The organism is Williamsia muralis (assembly GCF_051487485.1).
GTDB lineage: Bacteria > Actinomycetota > Actinomycetes > Mycobacteriales > Mycobacteriaceae > Williamsia > Williamsia muralis_B.
On record NZ_JAHVCV010000007.1, the window covers coordinates 166898 to 184648 of the forward strand.

The 17751-nt window shown below is 65.4% G+C and carries 14 protein-coding genes; 5 read left to right on the forward strand and 9 right to left on the reverse strand.

The window, feature by feature from the left end; genetic code table 11:
- Positions 1–17 precede the first annotated feature (17 nt).
- Together KXR83_RS19700 and KXR83_RS19705 are read right to left on the reverse strand one after the other, a co-directional pair.
- Positions 18–2027, reverse strand: a complete 2010-nt coding sequence (locus KXR83_RS19700; RefSeq protein ID WP_437426256.1) for a M13 family metallopeptidase — start codon at positions 2025–2027, stop codon at positions 18–20.
- A gap of 31 nt (positions 2028–2058) precedes the next feature.
- Positions 2059–2733 carry a PAS and ANTAR domain-containing protein gene (locus tag KXR83_RS19705; protein ID WP_437426257.1) on the reverse strand — a complete coding sequence of 225 codons (675 nt, stop codon included), beginning with the start codon at positions 2731–2733 and terminating at the stop codon, positions 2059–2061.
- 546 nt (positions 2734–3279) lie between these two features.
- On the opposite strand from KXR83_RS19705, the gene KXR83_RS19710 reads away from it, so the two are divergent.
- From KXR83_RS19710 to KXR83_RS19720, 3 genes are read left to right on the forward strand one after another with little or no spacing between them, the layout of a single operon-like run.
- Positions 3280–4155: an ABC transporter permease gene (locus KXR83_RS19710; protein WP_437426258.1), complete on the forward strand. Its 876-nt coding sequence runs from the start codon at positions 3280–3282 to the stop codon at positions 4153–4155.
- Positions 4156–4213: 58 nt separating this feature from the next.
- On the forward strand, positions 4214–5269 hold the full coding sequence (locus KXR83_RS19715; RefSeq protein WP_437426259.1) for a taurine ABC transporter substrate-binding protein: 1056 nt from the start codon (positions 4214–4216) through the stop codon (positions 5267–5269).
- Positions 5253–6047: an ABC transporter ATP-binding protein gene (locus tag KXR83_RS19720; protein ID WP_437426260.1), complete on the forward strand. Its 795-nt coding sequence runs from the start codon at positions 5253–5255 to the stop codon at positions 6045–6047. Before KXR83_RS19715 ends, KXR83_RS19720 begins: the two co-directional genes overlap by 17 nt.
- 585 nt (positions 6048–6632) lie before the next feature.
- On the opposite strand, the gene KXR83_RS19725 is transcribed toward KXR83_RS19720, so the two are convergent.
- Positions 6633–7376 (reverse strand): pirin family protein, encoded by a 744-nt coding sequence (locus tag KXR83_RS19725; protein WP_437426261.1) that lies wholly within the window; start codon positions 7374–7376, stop codon positions 6633–6635.
- A 161-nt stretch (positions 7377–7537) separates the two neighbouring features.
- On the opposite strand from KXR83_RS19725, the gene KXR83_RS19730 reads away from it, so the two are divergent.
- Positions 7538–9178, forward strand: coding sequence for an NTF2-like N-terminal transpeptidase domain-containing protein (locus tag KXR83_RS19730; protein ID WP_437426262.1), 1641 nt, complete (start codon positions 7538–7540; stop codon positions 9176–9178).
- A gap of 11 nt (positions 9179–9189) precedes the next feature.
- Here KXR83_RS19730 and KXR83_RS19735 read toward each other — a convergent pair whose 3' ends face one another.
- The 3 genes from KXR83_RS19735 to KXR83_RS19745 form a co-directional block, all read right to left on the reverse strand.
- Positions 9190–10551: an MFS transporter gene (locus KXR83_RS19735; protein ID WP_437426263.1), complete on the reverse strand. Its 1362-nt coding sequence runs from the start codon at positions 10549–10551 to the stop codon at positions 9190–9192.
- A 214-nt stretch (positions 10552–10765) separates the two neighbouring features.
- Positions 10766–11755: a 3-hydroxybutyryl-CoA dehydrogenase gene (locus KXR83_RS19740; protein WP_437426264.1), complete on the reverse strand. Its 990-nt coding sequence runs from the start codon at positions 11753–11755 to the stop codon at positions 10766–10768.
- Positions 11752–12852: an NAD/NADP octopine/nopaline dehydrogenase family protein gene (locus tag KXR83_RS19745; protein WP_437426265.1), complete on the reverse strand. Its 1101-nt coding sequence runs from the start codon at positions 12850–12852 to the stop codon at positions 11752–11754. The genes KXR83_RS19740 and KXR83_RS19745 overlap by 4 nt, the downstream gene beginning before the upstream one ends.
- A 135-nt stretch (positions 12853–12987) precedes the next feature.
- Between KXR83_RS19745 and KXR83_RS19750 the strand changes: the two genes are divergently transcribed.
- Positions 12988–13974, forward strand: coding sequence for an Lrp/AsnC family transcriptional regulator (locus KXR83_RS19750; protein ID WP_437426266.1), 987 nt, complete (start codon positions 12988–12990; stop codon positions 13972–13974).
- A gap of 70 nt (positions 13975–14044) precedes the next feature.
- Here KXR83_RS19750 and KXR83_RS19755 read toward each other — a convergent pair whose 3' ends face one another.
- Genes KXR83_RS19755 through KXR83_RS19765 form a run of 3 tightly spaced genes read right to left on the reverse strand, consistent with a single transcriptional unit; the run spans position 14045 to position 17732 of the window.
- Positions 14045–15406: a phosphotransferase family protein gene (locus KXR83_RS19755; protein WP_437426391.1), complete on the reverse strand. Its 1362-nt coding sequence runs from the start codon at positions 15404–15406 to the stop codon at positions 14045–14047.
- Positions 15407–15411: 5 nt separating this feature from the next.
- Positions 15412–16683 carry an acyl-CoA dehydrogenase family protein gene (locus KXR83_RS19760; RefSeq protein ID WP_437426267.1) on the reverse strand — a complete coding sequence of 424 codons (1272 nt, stop codon included), beginning with the start codon at positions 16681–16683 and terminating at the stop codon, positions 15412–15414.
- A gap of 32 nt (positions 16684–16715) precedes the next feature.
- Positions 16716–17732, reverse strand: coding sequence for a cyclase family protein (locus KXR83_RS19765; protein ID WP_437426268.1), 1017 nt, complete (start codon positions 17730–17732; stop codon positions 16716–16718).
- Positions 17733–17751: the final 19 nt, after the last annotated feature.

The following is a 17751-nucleotide window of genomic DNA, read 5'->3' on the forward strand; positions in this document are numbered from 1 at the left end:
AATCGGGACGGCTGGGGTCACCAGATTCGGACGCGGTCCCCGTCGTCGAGATATAGGGCGTCGTCGGGGCTGACATCGAAGGCCTCGTAGAAGGCATCGATGTTGCTGATCACCCCGTTGCAGCGGAACTCCGGCGGTGAATGCGGGTCGATCGACAACCGGCGGATCGCCTCGGCGTCACGGGTTTTGGTGCGCCAGACCTGAGCCCACCCGTAGAACACGCGCTGCAGACCGGTCAGTCCGTCGATCACCGGGGCCGGCTTGCCGTCCAACGCGATCTGGTACGCCACCAACGAGATCGACAGCCCGCCGAGGTCGCCGATGTTCTCGCCGATGGTGAACTCGCCGTTGACCTTGTACTTCTCGTCGAGGCCCTTGGGCGTGAAGTTGCCGTACTGGTCGATGAGTTTGCGTGTGCGGGTACCGAACTCGGCACGGTCGTCGTCGGTCCACCAGTCGACCAGGTTGCCATCGCCGTCGTACTTGGCACCTTGATCGTCGAACCCGTGGCCGATCTCGTGACCGATGACCGCGCCGATGCCGCCGTAGTTCGCCGCATCGTCGGCCTCGGGATCGAAGAACGGCGGCTGCAGGATGGCTGCGGGGAAGACGATCTCGTTCATGCCGGGGTTGTAGTAGGCGTTGACCGTCTGTGGGGTCATGAACCACTCGTCGTGGTCCACCGGGGCGCCGATCTTCGCGAACTCCCGGTCTTCTTCGTAAGCGCTTGCGCGAGCGATGTTGCCGAACAGGTCATCCCGTTCGATGCGCAGCGACGAGTAGTCCCGCCAGGTCGCCGGATAACCGATCTTCGGGGTGAACTTCTCGAGCTTGACCAGTGCCTTCTCGCGGGTCTGCGGGCTCATCCAGTCGAGGTCGCTGATGTTGCGGCGATAGGCCTTGACCAGGTTGTCGATCAGAACGTCCATCCGGGCCTTGGCCTCGGGCGGGAAGTGCTTGGCCACATACAGTTTGCCGACAGCGAATCCCAGGCACTGCTCCACCAGTCCGACCCCGCGCTTCCAGCGGTCGCGGATCACCTCCGAACCCGTCAGGGTCTTGCCGTAGAAGGCGAAGTTCTCGGCGACGAACTCGTCGGACAAATACGGCGATGCCGAATGCAACAGCCGCCACTGCGCCCATGTCTTCCACTCGTCGAGGTCGCGGTCGGCCCACAACGCCGCCACACCTTCGACGAAAGTCGGCTGCCCGACCACTACTTCGCCGAAGGTGGTCGCAGCTTCGGTGTGTAGCCCCGAGATCCAGGATTCGACGTCGAAGCCTGCTGCCTGGTCGGTCAATTCGGCAAAGGAGCGCAGGTTGTAGGACAGGTCGGCGTCGCGGCGGCGTACCACGTCCCAGTGCTGCGCGGCAATGGCCGTCTCCAGATCCACAACCGTTGCCGCACGCGCTGCCGCGTCGTCGAAGCCGGCGAGAGAAAACATCTTCTCCACGTGTGCGCGATAGGCGGCCACGGTCTCGGCGTGGTTGTCCTCGCGGTAGTAGGACTCGTCGGGCAGACCGATTCCGGACTGCGTGATGTGGATCAGGTACCGATCGGACTTCTTGGCGTCGGTGTCGACGTAGTACCCGAAGAGCCCGCCGATGCCGCGGCGTTGCTGCGCGCCGACGAGACGGGCCAACTCGGTGCGGTCCGCGGCGGCGGCCAGATCGTCGAGGTCGCCGCGAATCGGCGAGATGCCTACTTCGTTGATGCGGGACTCGTCCATGAAACTGGCAAAGAGGTCGCCGATCTTCTGGGCGTCGCTCCCCGGTGCCGGATCGTTCTCCGCGCATTCGGTGATCAGGTCGCGGACGTTCTCTTCGGCGCGGTCGCGAAGAACATGGAACGCGCCGTCGACGGGACGATCGTCGGGGATGACGTGCTCGCGCAACCATGCCCCGTTGACGTGCTCGAACAGGTCATCCTGCGGACGCACCGATTCATCGACCCAGCTGAGGTCGATCCCGGACCTGGGGTCCGACGCGTCGGCGGTGATGGAAGGGGTATCGGTGGAAGAAGTCACCAGACCATCCTGGCACTAGAGCCAGTTTTCGTCAGCCGACGGCCGGTTCGGCATCCTGATGGGCATTGAGCAACAGGTGGTCGAAGCTTTGGCGAGCCGCATCGTCGATGGTCACCGCGCCCGAGGCCGCAGCGACGATGTTCTGGGCCAGGGTTCGCAATTTTGTGTTGGTCTGCTGTGAGCGCCAGGTCAGCACGTCGAAGGCGCGGTCGGCCGGGATGCCGTAAACCAGCATCAACATGCCCTTCGCCTGCTCGATCACGGCCCGCGATGCTGCGAAGTTCTTGACCGCCGCGTCCATCGTCTCTTTGAGCTCGTTGTCGTGGCCGTCGGAGAGGTCGACGTAGAAGCCCTCGGTGCCGGTCACAGCGCCCGACTCGTCCAGCATCTGGTCGCCGATGACCAGCACGTGCCGGACCCGGCCGCCGCGGTCGATGATGCGGTGGCGGCTGCTGAAGGGCCGTCCGTCTCGGACCAGGCCGTCGATGGCCTGGGCGACCCGCTCGCGGTCGTCGGGATGCTTGTGGTCGAGCAGGAACTGCGTGGTGGGATTCACCTCGCCGGGGAGGTACCCGTGAATCGCGGCGACCTCATCGGACCACTCCCAACGCCGCTCTCTCGCGTAGAAGCGGAAACTTCCCACCGTGTGTGGGGTGCCACCCAGGACGTGCTCGATGGACTGGCCATCGGTGGGATTGTTTTCCATGTAGAAGCTCCTCGGCCAACGTGCGGACAGAGTTGTAGAACCGTCGCGCTGTGGTGCAGGTTGGCGGCTAACTGAGGCCCACTATCTGGAGCTAAAGATTTTTTAGCATGAAGATGCGATCCATCGCCACACGCCCCGCGGTCTCGCCCTAACTGTCGGACGCACCCCGCTCACCGCGTGTGATGCCGTTTTGCGGGCCGGTCGACGACGGCGCGAGCCGATGCCGGGCCTACTACATGCGCGCCGGGGCGTAAAGAGTTGGGAGCCGGCGAACTGTATCTCGGCCTGCCCGCTGCCGACGGGGCTACTGTGACGCAGTGTTCACGACGACCCTGGTGCGACGGCTTGCGGTGGATCTGTGCCGCGTCAGCGCCCAGAGCTGTTGTCGATAGCCATGTTCGAGCGCGGTTGCGGCTTGTCGGCCGACGCCTGAGCGCGTTCTCCCGTCCGTCCTCCTGATCCATCCTGCCGGCGCGGTCCTCGGCCGCCTCGGGGATCGATCGTCTCCCGCTCGATACGAGCCTCCATGTCACCAGGGGTTTTGCAGTGTCAGTAGTGCCAGCCATCTCCGAACCGACCGATCAGGACGGCGACCGGGCCATCGCGCCGGCATCGTCACCCCGTGGGCGGCGCAGCTCGAAGGTGTTGTCGCGCATCGGGTTGCCGGTTCTGTCGCTGATCATCTTCATCGGGCTGTGGCAGCTCGTGGTGAGCCTGAAGATCTGGAACGAGACCCTTGTTCCGGCCCCCAGTGCGGTGTGGGACGCCTTCGTCCAGACCTCGACGACCAACGACGGGGTGCGGGGCTACGCCGGCAAGTACCTGTACGAGCACCTCCTGATCAGCCTGGAACGAATCGCTTACGGCACCGTGATCGGCATCGCCGTCGGTATCGCCTTCGGTTTGCTGATGGGCACGTTCGGCAAGGTCCGCGCGGTCTTCGAACCGTGGATCACGTTCCTGCGCACCCTGCCGCCGCTGGCCTACTTCTCCCTGCTCATCATCTGGCTGGGCATCAACGAAGAACCCAAGATCACCTTGCTCGCCATCGCTGCGTTCCCACCCGTGGCCGTCGCCACCACATCTGCGGTGCTGGCAGCCCCGCAAAGTCTCACTGAAGCAGCAAAAGCGCTGGGCGGCAGCAAGTTCGACGTGATCAAGGATGTGGTGGTGCCGTCGGCATTGCCGGAGACCTTCACCGGGATCCGGCTCGCGGTCGGCGTCGCCTACTCATCGTTGGTCGCGGCCGAGTTGGTCAACGGTCTGCCGGGCATCGGCGGGATGGTGCGAGATGCGGCCAACTACAACAACACTCCGGTGGTGCTGGTCGGCATCGTCGCCATTGGTACCTCAGGGCTCATCATCGACGGTCTGCTGCAACTCATCGAGCGCAAGACCGTGCCCTGGCGTGGTCGCGCCTGACCCACGCCGCCTGAACTCCATACAGCAAGTCCCACAGAGAGAAAGAACCCGAACGAACATGAGTGATACAGCCCTGCCCGGACGCCTGCGTCGACGATGGACAACCGTGGTCGCCGCGCTCGCGGCGCTGACCCTGACGCTCGGCCTCGCCGCCTGCTCCGACGACAGTGACAGCGGCAAGACCATCACCATCGGATACCAGGCCTTCCCCAGCGGCGACCTCATCGTCAAGAACCAGAAATGGCTCGAGCAAGCGCTGCCCGACCACACCATCAAGTGGACGAAGTTCGAATCCGGAGCCACCATCAACCAGGCGTTCATCGGCAACTCGATCGACATCGGCGCAATCGGTTCGAGCCCGGTGGCCCGTGGGCTCTCCGGCGCCTCGCCCATCGGCTACAAGGTAGCGTTTGTCCTGGATGTCGCCGGTGACAACGAGGCGCTCGTCGCCCGGAACGGCACGAACATCAACAGTGTTGCCGATCTGCGCGGCAAGACCATCGGAACCGCGCTCGCGTCCACAGCTCACTACAGTCTGCTGGTCGCCCTCGAGCAGGCCGGTCTCAAGGCGAGCGACGTCAAGATCGTCGACCTGCAGCCCCAGGCGATCCTGGCGGCATGGGAACGCGGCGACATCGACGCCGCCTACACCTGGCTGCCAACGCTCGACGAGCTGCGCAAGACCGGCAAAGACCTGGTCACCAGCCGGGCCATCGGTGAATCAGGCAATCCCACACTGGATCTCGGCGTGGTGTCGAACAAACTGATCGAGAGCGACCCGGAAGCGGTCAACGCATGGCGCAAGGTGCAGGCCCGCGCCCTCGAGCTCATCAAGTCCGATCCCGCCGCAGCGGCCGGGTTCATCGCACCCGAACTGGGGATCAGCGCAGATGAGGCACTCGGCCAGCTCAAGCAGGGCGTGTACCTGACCCCGGAGTCGATCGCGTCGCCGCAGTGGCTCGGCACCCCAGGGGCTGTCGGCAACCTCGCCAACAACCTGCTCAGTGCTGCGGAGTTCCTGGTGGAGCAAAAGCAGATCGACAAGGCGCCCACCCTCGAGGAACTGCAGCAGGCGATCTACGTCGAAGGTTTGCCCGGTGCCTTCGCACAGTGACGCCTCGACGTCGGGCGCGATCCTGCTCGACAACGTCTCGCACCGCTATGGCAAGGGTTCGGACACCGTCACCGCGGTCGGTCCGGTGTCCCTCGATGTCCCGGCCGGGGAGTTTCTCGTCCTGGTCGGGGCGTCGGGATGTGGCAAGAGCACCCTTCTGCGGCTGATCGCGGGATTCGAGAGGCCCACCGAAGGGCGCGTCGACGTGCTCGGCCGCCCACCCATCCCGGGTGACTCGGCGGGCGTCGTGTTCCAGCAACCACGCCTCTTCCCGTGGCGAACCGTCGGCGGCAACATCGACCTGGCGCTGAGATACGCCGGCGTCGCCAAATCCGACCGGCCGGGCCGACGGGATCAACTACTGGAACGGGTCGGTCTCGAGGGCACCGCAGATCGGCGGATCTGGGAGATCTCGGGCGGACAGCAACAGCGGGTGGCCATCGCCCGCGCACTGGCCGCCGAGAACCCGCTGTTCCTGCTCGACGAGCCATTTGCCGCCCTCGACGCTCTCACGCGGGAGCGACTGCAAGAAGACGTGCGTGCGGTGAGCACCGAAACCGGCCGTACCTCGGTGTTCGTCACCCACAGTGCCGAGGAAGCAGTGTTCCTCGGATCCCGGATCGTCGTGTTGACCAGGCGGCCCGGCCGGATAGCACTCGACATCGAGGTCGACCTACCGCGAGGCGACGTCGATGCCGAAGCACTCAGGAGTTCGTCCGAATACAACGCATTGCGGTCGGAGGTCAGTCACGCGGTGAAGGCGGCTGCTGCTGTGTAATTGGCTCGCTTCGCTCGCGGGCTGACGGCCTGTGTGAGTCCTCGGCGACAGCATTGCTTGCCGACGCACGGCTTTGTGCCTCGCGCCCGTGTTCAAACTTGGGCGTGAGGCACAGACAGGTGCGGGAGTAGATGCGGGAAGCGACAGTCGGGACGTGGTTGGGGTTCTCCACCAACATCGGCCCCGTGACCTTGCACCGAGGGCGCATTCCCGTCCATGCATGGTGACGGGGACGTTTGTGGTGGGTTTGCGGGGATGCTCGGCCTATCAAGCCGGCTGTGTTTGTTGGCTCGCTTCGCTCGCGGGCTGACGGCCTCTCGCGCGTGCTCTTCCTTCGTCGACTCGGTCGCTGCGCTCCCTCGCTCCTCTGTCCAGAGCACGCGGGCCGTCTGCCGGGCGGTGTGCGTCCGCGAGGAGATTGTCGTGCGGGAGCTTGATAGGTGGGGCGAGGCAGTCGGGCCGTGGTTGGGTTCTCCACCAACATCGTCCCCGCGCCCTTGCACCGAGGGCATATTTCCGTCCGTGCACGTTGACGGGGACGTTTGTGGTGGATTTCCGCGGAGGGCCGGGGCAACCGGTTGTGAACTAGCGGCCCAAAGCCGTATGCATCTCCCAGATGAGGACTTCGGCGTCGGTGTGGGCGGTGAGTCTCTCTCCGCCGCCATCGGTGATCCGGACTGCGTCGCCGGCGTCTGCCTGGCCGGTGGATTCGAGATCCACAGACCCCAACGCCACGAAAACGTGGCCCCACGGCAGATCCGGCAAGGTGATCGATTGGCCGGCCGAGAGTCGGGCCACGTGCAGGGCAGCCGAGCGGTTCGCGATCCGGATCGCCGAGTCGTACTTCGGCATACCCGACGCCACGGTGACGAGCCCGCCCGACTGCAACTGATCGCCGATGTCGAGCTGGTCGTAGCCGGGCTCGATACCGGCTTCGTCGGGAAGCACCCACATCTGCACGAAGTGGACGGGGTCGGCGCCGGTTCCCTGTTGTAGCTGCCAGGTGTCGTTGCGTTCGGAATGGCGGATACCGGTGCCCGCGCTCATCCGCTGGGCGAGCCCCGGATAGATGACGCCGGAATGGCCCATCGAGTCCTGATGCACCAGCGAACCCGACAGCACCCACGTGACGATTTCCATGTCCCGATGAGGATGGGTGTCGAAGCCCTGCTGCGGGGCGACGCGGTCGTCGTTGTTCACCAGCAGCACACCGTGATGTGTGTTGGCCGGGTCGTAGTTGTCGCCGAACGAAAAGCTGTGCCTCGAATCGAGCCAGTCGATGCGGGTGGTGGGTCGTTCGTCAGCGCGGACCAGTTGATGGAGACTCACCCCATCCATCTTCCGCCTGCTCGGCCGTCGTCGCAAAAGTGGACGAATAGGGCCGAAAAGCAGCTGATTTAAGGGTAGTTACTCGATTGTGACGGTCTCGTAAGCAAGTCGGAAACTACATTGGTGCCATTCACCCTGTTACAGGAGTGAAAATTGTGACTATGCGTCGTTCCCCCGGCCGTTCCGCGGCCATTGCAGTTCTTGCGCTCGTCTGCGCGCTTGCCGCCACGTCTTGTGGCGCCTTCGGCAAGGAACTCGACACGGGCGCCGCGGCGATGCTGAACCAGTTCGCCGCTGCGATGGAAGACCAGGATTCGACTGCTGCGGCCGGGTTCACATCGGCGCCGGGACCGGCGGGCACCGCGCTGCAGGCCACCCTCACGGGGATGTCGGCACAGAAGGTCGACGTGAAGGTGGGGCACGCCCAGGAGTACACCGACGGCACCGCGACCTTCGACCTCGAGACCACCTGGCAACTCGGCGACGAGCGCGAGTTCACAACGAAGACGGCTGGCTCCGCTCGCAAGCTGTCCCTCGGCTGGAGGGTGAACTGGCAACCCGAACTACTAGCCGACAACATGCCCGCCGGGGGAAGCCTCCGGAACATCCGCACCGACGCACGGCCCTCCCCGGTGGTACTCGACCGCTCCGGCAAGCCGATGCTCAACCTGCAGACCATCAACGAGGTCGTTCTCGATCCCGGCGCCACCCGTGACCTGGGGGCGGCGACCACGGCACTCGCCGGGATCATCGCCCCGCTCGCGCCACTGGTCACCCCCGCCGTGATGACCCAGCAGCTCCGCGATTCGGGCAACCAGCCCGTCACCGTCGTATCCGTGCGCGAATCGGACATGGTGGCGCTGGCCGGCGACCCCAGGTCGGTGCCCGGAGTCTCGATCCGGAAGGTGCCGCAGCTGGTCCTAATCGACCGGCGACTGGATTCGCCCGTACTCGACGGCGTCCACGACTACTGGCAGGCCATCCGCGACGCCACATCCGGGTGGGCGGTCCAGATGCTGGCGCCCGGCCAGAAGCCGCTTCAGCTGGCCGGTGAGCAGGGGCCGGCCGGTCCGAACGTGCCCACCACCATCGACCCGATCACCCAGTTGGACGCCCTCGACGCCGTCGTCGAGGTCGCGCAACCGGCGAGCATCCTGGTGCTCGACGCCAAGACCGGGGCGATCCGCGCGTCCACCCGTAACGACCTGGCCACAGAGCACGGCATCACCATCGGCAGGCAGTACCCGGCGGGCACAACGCTGGGCCCGGTCGCCAAGGTCATCAACGAGGTTGCCGGATCCGATGATTCGAAGGCGGCCGCGTTGCTGGCTCAACTCGGCCTCGACGTGGACTTCACCGTCCCCGGTGTCCGCCCCGAGGGTGGTGGGCAGGGCATCGACGCCAAGCCGGTGACCTTCCGCTCCGAGGACCTCACCGTGTCCGCGCTGAACATGGCGACCCTCGGGGTTGCGATAGCCCGCGGCAGTTCGATCGCCCCGTCCATCATCGTGGGACAACCGGGCCGGGTGTCCGGGGGAGAACTCGGGACCGTGGATCCTGCGGTGCTCGGCACGGTCGGCAAGGCCATGCGCGACACCGCCACCACCGGTGACGCCAGCGACCTCACAAACGCGTCCGGGATGCGAGCGCTCGTGGGCACCAACGGCCCGCAGGGTCCGGGCTGGTTTGTCGGCATCTCGGGTAGCAAGGTCTTTGTCGTCTACTGCGAGGGCGAGCGGTCGGGCACCGCGGCACTTGCTGTGGCACAACGTTTCCTGACACCCCGGGTACATCCGCAGTAGTCCCGGATCGCTCAGTGGGTCCTGGCCAGGGCGTCCGCCTGGCGGCGTGCCTCGCGGCGGTCCTTGACCACCGGAGCGCTCTCTTTGATCAACAGCAGGCACACCAGACTCACCGCCATCAGGGCTGCGGCGTAGAAGCCGACGGGGATCACGCTGCCCGTTGCGCTCACCAGTCGATTGGCGATCATCGGAGCGAAACCGCCGCCCAGCACCGCCCCGACCTGGAAGCCGATGCCGATCCCGCTGTAGCGCTGGCTCACCGGGAAGAGCTCGGCAAACGTGGTGAGGATCGGTCCGTAGACGAACCCGGTCAACGCGAACCCGATAGAGATGACCGTGATGCATGCGGTGAACGACCCGTTCTCGGTGACCCAGAAGAGGTATGGCGCGAACAGCAGTGCGGTGACCATGCCGAACCCGATCACGGGTTTGCGTCCGATCCGGTCGGACAGATAGCTGCCCAGGACGACGGTTGCGGCGTGGCACGCAAGGGCCACGGTGATTCCGAGGACAACCTCGGAGCGGACGAAGCCCCGGCCGGGAGATGATTCGGTCAAGAACGAGAGCATGAACGTGAACAGCAGAAACGCGTAGCAGTTCTGGCCTATGTTCATGCCCGCGGCGAGTCCCACCCGCTTCCAGTTCTCCTTGACAACCGCGAGCGCCTTGGGGGCGTCGACGTCTTCTTCGGAGGTGGTCGCCACGAAGTCGGGTGTCTCACTGATCTTCACCCGGGTCCAGATCCCGATCGCGAGCACCAGACCGCCGGCGAGGAACGGGATCCGCCAGCCCCACGCGATCACGTCTTCCATGGGGAGCAGCAGCACGAGCGCGAACGACAGATTGGCCAGGATTCCGCCGACCGGTGAGCCCAGCGTGACAAAAGCGCCATAAAGTCCTCGGCGCTCGCGGGGTGCGTGTTCGGCGGCGAGCAGGGTGGCCCCGCCGATCTCCCCGCCTCGCGAGATGCCGTGCACCATGCGCAGGAATATCAGGATGATGGGTGCGGCCACACCGATGGCGTTGCTGTCGGGCAGGATGCCCATCACCAGAGTTGCCCCTCCCATCAGGAGGAAGGCAGTGGTCAGTGCGGTTCGCCGGCCGAATCTGTCACCGTAGTACCCGAAGATCACCGCGCCGATCGGGGCCATGATGAACCCGACCGCGAACGTGGCGAAGCCGAGGAACGTGCCGAACCACGGGTCGTCGACGTTGAAATACACCTTGTTGAACACCAGTGCGGTGGCGGTGCCGTAGATGGCGAAGTCGTAGAACTCCAGGATGGTTCCGGCGCCGGATGCCACCCCGATGCGAGTGGCTCCTTCGCGGCGGTCTTCGCCGGCTTGTGCGACTGGATGATTTGTGGCCACCATGTCTATGCTCCTCGTGACGGATGAAAAGTGCCGGGTCTGGCGAACGTGCCAGGGTCCGGGTCTGGCGGATGGATCGATGATGCGCGCATCGCGGCGCGCTGCGAATAGGGAAAAGCCTTACTGCGCAGCCACCTTGGCTGCGGCGTCGGGTTATCGGGGCAGCGTCGAGCGCAGCGCCGGGCAGACGCTGTCCTGAGAGTTGCTGTGTGCTGGTCTAAGTCGCGGGAACGAGGTCCCCGTAACGGGGGAGTTCACCCAATGCGTCGAGGATGCGGGCGAACTCGGCGGTCCGGCGGGCCTGGTACTCGTCGACGGTGAGCGGGTCGAAAGTATAGAATCCCTGCCCGTCGGAGATGCCTCGACGACCGGATGCCATGTTCGATTCGACGAGCTCTGCAGGCGAGAACCTCTCGCCCAGTTCACCTCTCAAGTAGTTCGACGCGTGGTACAAGATGTCGCACCCGCCCCAGTCGATGAACTCGAGGAGCCCCAGAACAGAGAACCGGGCCCCGAAACCGATTCGGACCGCACGGTCGATGTCTTCGGCACTGGCAACACCTTCGGCCACCATCCTGGCTGCCTCGTTCATCACCAGCGCCTGCAGGCGCGGCACGATGTAGCCAGGAGAAGGTGAGCAGGTCACCGGGGTCTTGCCGATGGCGATCATCAATTCCCGTGTGGCCTCGACCGCCCGCTCGCTCGTGTGCACGCCGGCGCTGATCTCCACCAGGGGGATGAGGTCGGCGGGATTGAGCCAGTGCGCGTTCAGGAATCGCTCTGGGTGGGAGACGAACTCGTAGAGGTCGGTCACGAGGAAGCTCGACGTCGTGGAGGCTATCGGTACATCGTCTGCGATGGTGTCCTCGATCCACGACAGGGCAACGCGTTTGACCTCCATGATCTCCGGGACTGCCTCGAATACCAGCTGAGCAGACGACATCGCGGTCAGGGCATCCGGTGCCGACACGACCGTGACCCGATCGAGCACTTCTTCCAGGTCTGTGGGGTGCAAGAGCCCAAGGATCACCTTTCGCTCCAGCATGGAGCGGATCGACGCCTCCACCGCCTGGAGGTACGGCCCCGTGTCGTCGCCGCGGTCACGGAGGTCCACGACGGACACCGTGACGTGCCCGAACGCGAGCGCCGCCGCGATTCCCTGGCCCATGCGCCCGGCGCCCACTATTGCGACATTCGAAATGGTCACCGAGAGAATCCGTTCCGCAGGAAGTCCGACATCGAGTCGCGATCGAGGTCGGACAGACCGAGCGCCTCGAGTGTGCGGCCACCGGTACCGGTGGCGCGTCCGGTGATCGCACCCGCGAGGGCGAGCAGGCCGTCGGCGACCGGTGTGGGCACCGATGCCCAGTGGCCGACCGACGACAGCAGCGCCAGCCCGATCTCCACGTCTTCGGTCATGTAACGGTGCGTGTGCAAATCGATCTCCTCGCGCCAATCCCCACTGTCCGTGAGCTTTTCGTGTGCCGCATTCCCGTACATCCACTCGTCGCCGTCGGCCGAGTAGTGGTCTGCGAGCGGGAAATGTGGGGCCGCGTAGCCCAGCGCCCGGCGTACGGCGATGCGCTCTGCATCCAATGCCGATGTGACCCTGCGGATCGAATCCTGGGTTCCCTCGTTGTGGATGTCCCAGGCCGGGAAATGTTCCAATGGGCCGGCATTCATGAGGATCAGCGGGGGATGGATGATCGGCCCGGCATTCATGAGCGCTCCGCTGAGTGCGTCCTCGACTCGTTCCACCGAAGGGTAGACCTCGGCCAAGGTGGCAAGTGCCCGGTCGGTGTGGCGTGCCGGGAACACCCCGGTGGGTAGCCGGGTGGCATACCCGCTCACGACCACCCTGGACTCGCCGTCCTTGCGGGCAAGGTAGGGGAGCGTACCGGTCTCCGCGAAGGCAACATCGGCCGAATTCCCCGAATCATGAAGTGCGCGAGCAAAGATGAACGAGCCGAAGCTACCTGGCGGCAGGTACACGACCTGCCCGTCCTGCAGATGTGGGGCAAGGGCGGTGGCGAGATCATCATGTGCGAAAGCAGGTATCGGGATGACGATCACATCGGCCGCTGCGACCGCATCACGGAGATCGGCAGTCACCGATATGCCGCCACCGTCGACCGGGATCCGGCGTTCTCCGCGATGGTCTTTGATGTCGAGGTGACCCACCGACGTGAGGGCGTCGAAAGCACTCTGCTCCCGGCGCCACCACGTCACATGGTGATCGTTCTCGGTCAGCTCTGCAGCCGCGGCATAGGCGCCGTGGCCACCACCGATGACACAAACCTTCATACCCGTTTCCTCGTCTCTCACCGTGCCGCTCGCGCAGCTCCAATTGCGATGCGAGAAAACTACAATCGCGACCCGCCGGCGTCTCGGCTCCGGCGTCGACTGAAAAATTTCGCGCTCATGTTGCACGATTGTGCTGTGACCGACGACATCGATGATCAGATCGTGCATGCACTGCAGGTCGCGCCGCGCGCACCGTGGGGAGCCGTCGGGGACGTACTCGGTATCAGTGCGGCAACCGCCTCGCGGCGGTGGGACCGCCTGGTGGAGAACGGGCTCGCGTGGATCGTGACGTACCCGGGGGGTGCGTATCTGGACAAGTGCTGCAGCGCATTTGTGGAAGTTCACACCGCGGCGCGCCCGAAAGGTCTACTCGACGAATTGATCCGGGATCGCCACGTGGCGACCATCCAACGCACTGCCGGTGACAGCGACCTACTGTTGACGGTGATGGTGCCCGACCTCGGTTTCCTCGGCGACTGGGTTCAGCGGCTGGCCGATACCGACGGTTCGGCCAGGACCCGCACCCGCGTCGTCATGCGTGTTCACGGCGAGAGTGAACGCTGGCGGGTGCACGCGCTGTCCGACACACAAGAGGCGGCGCTCACCGAGTACCGACCTGCGCCCGTGCCGATGACACACGAGCCGGACGAGGCGGACCTCGAACTGATGGCTGCCCTGGCCACCGACGGCCGCCGATCCGCGGTCGACCTCGCCAACCTCACGGGGCTCAGTGCCCCGACCGTGCGGAGGCGGCTGACCCGGCTGATGGCCGAACGAATCCTGTCGATCCGCTGCGAGGTGGCGCATGCCTACAGCGCGTGGCCGGTGACCGCCAACGTCTGGGCCCGTGGGAACTCACGCGCCCTCGACACCCTGGTCGAGTCACTCGACGCGTTTCCTCAGGTACGCGTCTGCTGCGAGGTGACGGGGACCGCGAACGTGATCATGACCGTGTGGCTGCACCACATCAGTGAGCTGTCGCAGTTCGAACACGAGCTGGAGCGGAGTGTGCCCGGGCTGACCGTGGTGGACCGGTCCGTCACGCTCGAGACCTCGAAGAGGCTCGGCTCCGTGCTCGACCGAGACGGCCGGCGGACCGGGTCCGTGCCGGTGGTGTTGTGACCGTGGCACCACCGCAAGCAGCAGGCCGCACGGCGAGCGAGGGCCGCTGCCGAACGGGCCCGCGTCGTTCCTACATGTTCAGATATCGCGGGTTGGCCACCATCAGACGATCCGTCACAGCGGCACGTGTGGCGGCCACCACTGCCGGGTCGTCGGCCGCGATCGACCCGGAGCGGATCGCCAGGGCCAACTCGGCCTCGGTGTCGAAGCCCAGGTCAGAGAGGCGACTCCATCGGCGCTGCTGCTGAACGCCCCCGTAGGTCAATTCACGCTCGACGATGTCGAGCACATTGGCGGCGACCCGGGCCTGGAATGCGAGCGCCGGGTCGGCGGCGGTCATCACGGACGCACGGAGGAACTCGGTGACCGCACCGACCAATTCCGGGGTGGTCGGCCTGCCGTGCAACTCGGTCCACGGCAGTTCGGTCAACTCGGTCGGAGCGGGGTCGGCCGGGTGACCGAGGGCGAGCAACAGGTCGTGCTCCTGCTCGCAGACCCGCCTGCCGATGGCGGCGAGCTCCACCGACCGGACCTCGCCCGACAGATGTCGCTGCGCCATCTGGGCGCAACCGATACCCCACCATGCCGTGCGGTAGATCTGCCACCAGCGAACCGCGTCCACGTCGGGCCGCGACCCGCTGATCTCGGCGTAACCGTCCAGCAGCTCGTCGATCGAGCCGAAACCACCGACCTCGGGTTCGGTACCGAAACGCCAGCACTTGACCAGCAGCCAGCCCAGGTCCTCCCGGGGATCGCCGATGTGGGTGAGCTCCCAGTCCAGGACGGCGGCCAGCCCTCCTTCGTCGATGATCAGGTTGCCGTTGCGGAAGTCGCCGTGCACCACTGCTTCCCCGACCGGTTCGGGTTGGTGAGCGGCCAACCACGCCAACGCGATCTCGGTGACGGCCGACGGTGTGTCCAATTCGAGGTAGAGAGTGCGCAGATGATCGAGATCCGCAGTCGGGGCACTACGCAAGGCCGGCACCGAGCCGAGCGGGATGGAATGGATCCGGGCCAGCGTCCGACCGAGCTCCGATGCCATCGAGCTGCGAGCGTCGGCATAGCGGTTGTCGCGCAGGATCTTCCGTGGAATGGTCTCGCCGTCGATGTGGTCGGCGATCAGGTACGGCGCGCCCAGTGCTTCACCGTCATCGGCGTAGTCCACCACACGGGGTACCGGGACGCCGGCAGCGTGCGCGGCCGCGATGGCCTCGGCCTCCCTTGTCATACCCATCGGGCCATGGCCACCACCGGGTTGACGACGCAGCACCATCCGCTGCACATGCGCGCCGTGGTGTGCCGCGAACGCCCACGTCTCACTGTTCGCCCCGGCAGTCAGCCGCTGCAGCTGCTCGATCCGGACCGCTTGGCCGAGAACAGATGTCAGTTGCTCGGCGAGGCGTGGCCCGATGTCGTCGGTGCCGGGTTCCATCGGGGTCACGCCTGCTTGTCGGTCTTGATCTTGCCGGGCCCGGCGAATCGGAACAGGTAGCCGGCCACCTTGCGGATCTGAACCTCTTCGGAGCCTTCGGTGATCCGGTACCGACGGTGGTGCCGATAGATGTGCTCGAACGGCATGTGGCGGGTGTAGCCCATCCCCCCGTGCACCTGGATGGCGCGATCGGCGGCATCGCAGACCAGCCTGTTGGCCCGGTAGTTGCACATCGACACCTTGTCGCTGATCTGCATGTGCGGCAATCGGTCCAGCTCCCACGCGGTCTTGCGGACGAGGCCGCGAACCATCTCGGCCTCGGTGTGCAATTCGACGAGGGGGAACTGGATGGCCTGCCTGCTCGAGAGTGGAGCGCCGAACGTGATCCGCTTGCGCGCGTATTCCACGCTGCGGTCGATGCAGTACTGCGCCGCACCGACTCCGGAGGCGGCCTGCCGGATCCGGTTCTCGTGGACAAACGTCTGCGCGACCGCAAGGCCTTCGCCTTCGGCACCGAAGATCGCCGAATTCGGTACCCGCACATCACTGATGGTGACTTCGGCGTGGTCTGTGGGCATGTTGAACGTCCACCACTGGAAATCGACGGAGAAGCCGGGCAGGTCGGTGGGAACGAAGAATGCCGTGATACCGCGGGCATCGCCGTCCTTGCCCGAGGTGCGCGCGAACACCACATCATGGGTGGCGTTGTGCATGCCGGAGTTGAATCGCTTGCCGCCATTGATGACCCAGTCGTCACCATCGCGACGGGCGGTGGTCTCCATCCACGTGGCATCGCTCCCGTGGTCGGGTTCGGTGAGACCGAAGCCGATGCGGGCTTCCCCGCGGATCATGGGCTCGAGGAACTCCTCGCGCTGCTCAGGGGTGCCGAACTGCATCAACATGTGGGCGAACGGGAAGTTCCCGACGATGGACGACTCGTTCTGCAGATCGTTGTGCAGACCCAAACCTTTGTGCGCCAGATGCTCCCGGATGACGGCCATGTCGAAGTTCGACCCGTCACGGCCACCGACCTCGGCGGGCAGCGCATACCGCAGCCAGCCGGCGCCATCGGCGAGCCGATGCATCTGGCCGAGCAGCTCTTCCCACTCCCGGCGGGGCACCCCGCCGCCCTCGAAATCGGTGCGTGCGTACTCGCGCCGATGGTCGAAGAACCGCATGTTGTCGTCGGCTTCTTGCAGAGGCTTGATCTCCGCCTCGATGAACTCGTCGATCTCCCTGAGTGTTTGCGTGATCGATTCGGGCAGGTCGAAATCCACTGAAATGTCCTTGCTGATCGGTGAGCGGGCGGTTACAGGATCGCGATGGGGTTCAATGGGGAGCCGACGGCGTTGGTGACGTTCAGCGGTGGGGCGGACAGGAAGAACTCGTAGCGGCTCTCGGCTGCACATGCCTCGGCGAGGTCGTCGAGCCACCACACCTCACCCAAGGTGAGTCCCAGATCGCGGATCAACCGGATGTGCAGTGGGTACAGGCGGTCGCTCGGGTCCTCGGCGGGCTCGACCTCGGTGGCGATGTTGTCCAGTGCCACGGCGGCGATCTCCTTGCGGTGGATCCACTCCACACAGTCGCGTCCGAGCCCGGGCGACCCGGCCGACCAGAACTCGGATTTGTCTGCGAGCGAATAGAACCAGGGAACATGCCCGGTGCGCAGCAACAAGATGTCGCCCGTGCCCACCGTGACCCCTTGCTCGGCGGCACAGGCGTCGAGGTCGTCGGGGGTGATCGCGACCCCGGGTTCCAGTCGGTCCACGCCCCGCCACCGGGCGAGGTCGAGCAGGACACCGCGGCCGGCGAGCGATGTCTTCAATTGGTGGATGGAGTTGCGGCCCGCGCCGCCGCCGGACTCGGTGTTGCCGATCCAGTAGCCGTTGTACATGACGTCGTCAGAACAGATGTGGGCCAGGCTGTCCCACTGGGTGCTGCCCTGCAGTGGCATGAAGATGTAGTCGTCGGCGCCCTGGATGCGCGGTGCGATCAGCTGTAGCTGTGAGCCGACCGTGAAGTCGGCGCCGGTATAACCGAACAGGTGCACCACCCCAGGCCGACTCGGGTGGACCGGGCCGGAAGCGTCCAGCGGAATCGCGCAACTGACAGTTTGTCCCGTACGAACCAGCGCCGCAGCGGCTTTGACCATGTCCGGGGTGATGAAGTTGGCGGTTCCCCGCTGATCGTCCTCGCCCCACCGACCCCAGTTGTTGGGCGCAGAGGTGTTGACGTAACCGACGCGCTTGCCCTTTTCGTCGACGGTGTAGTCCGGCGGGGTCCAGGCCAGTGACCAGTTGCCGCCGTCTTGTGTGCGTCCCATGGTGCTCCTGTCGTGAGGT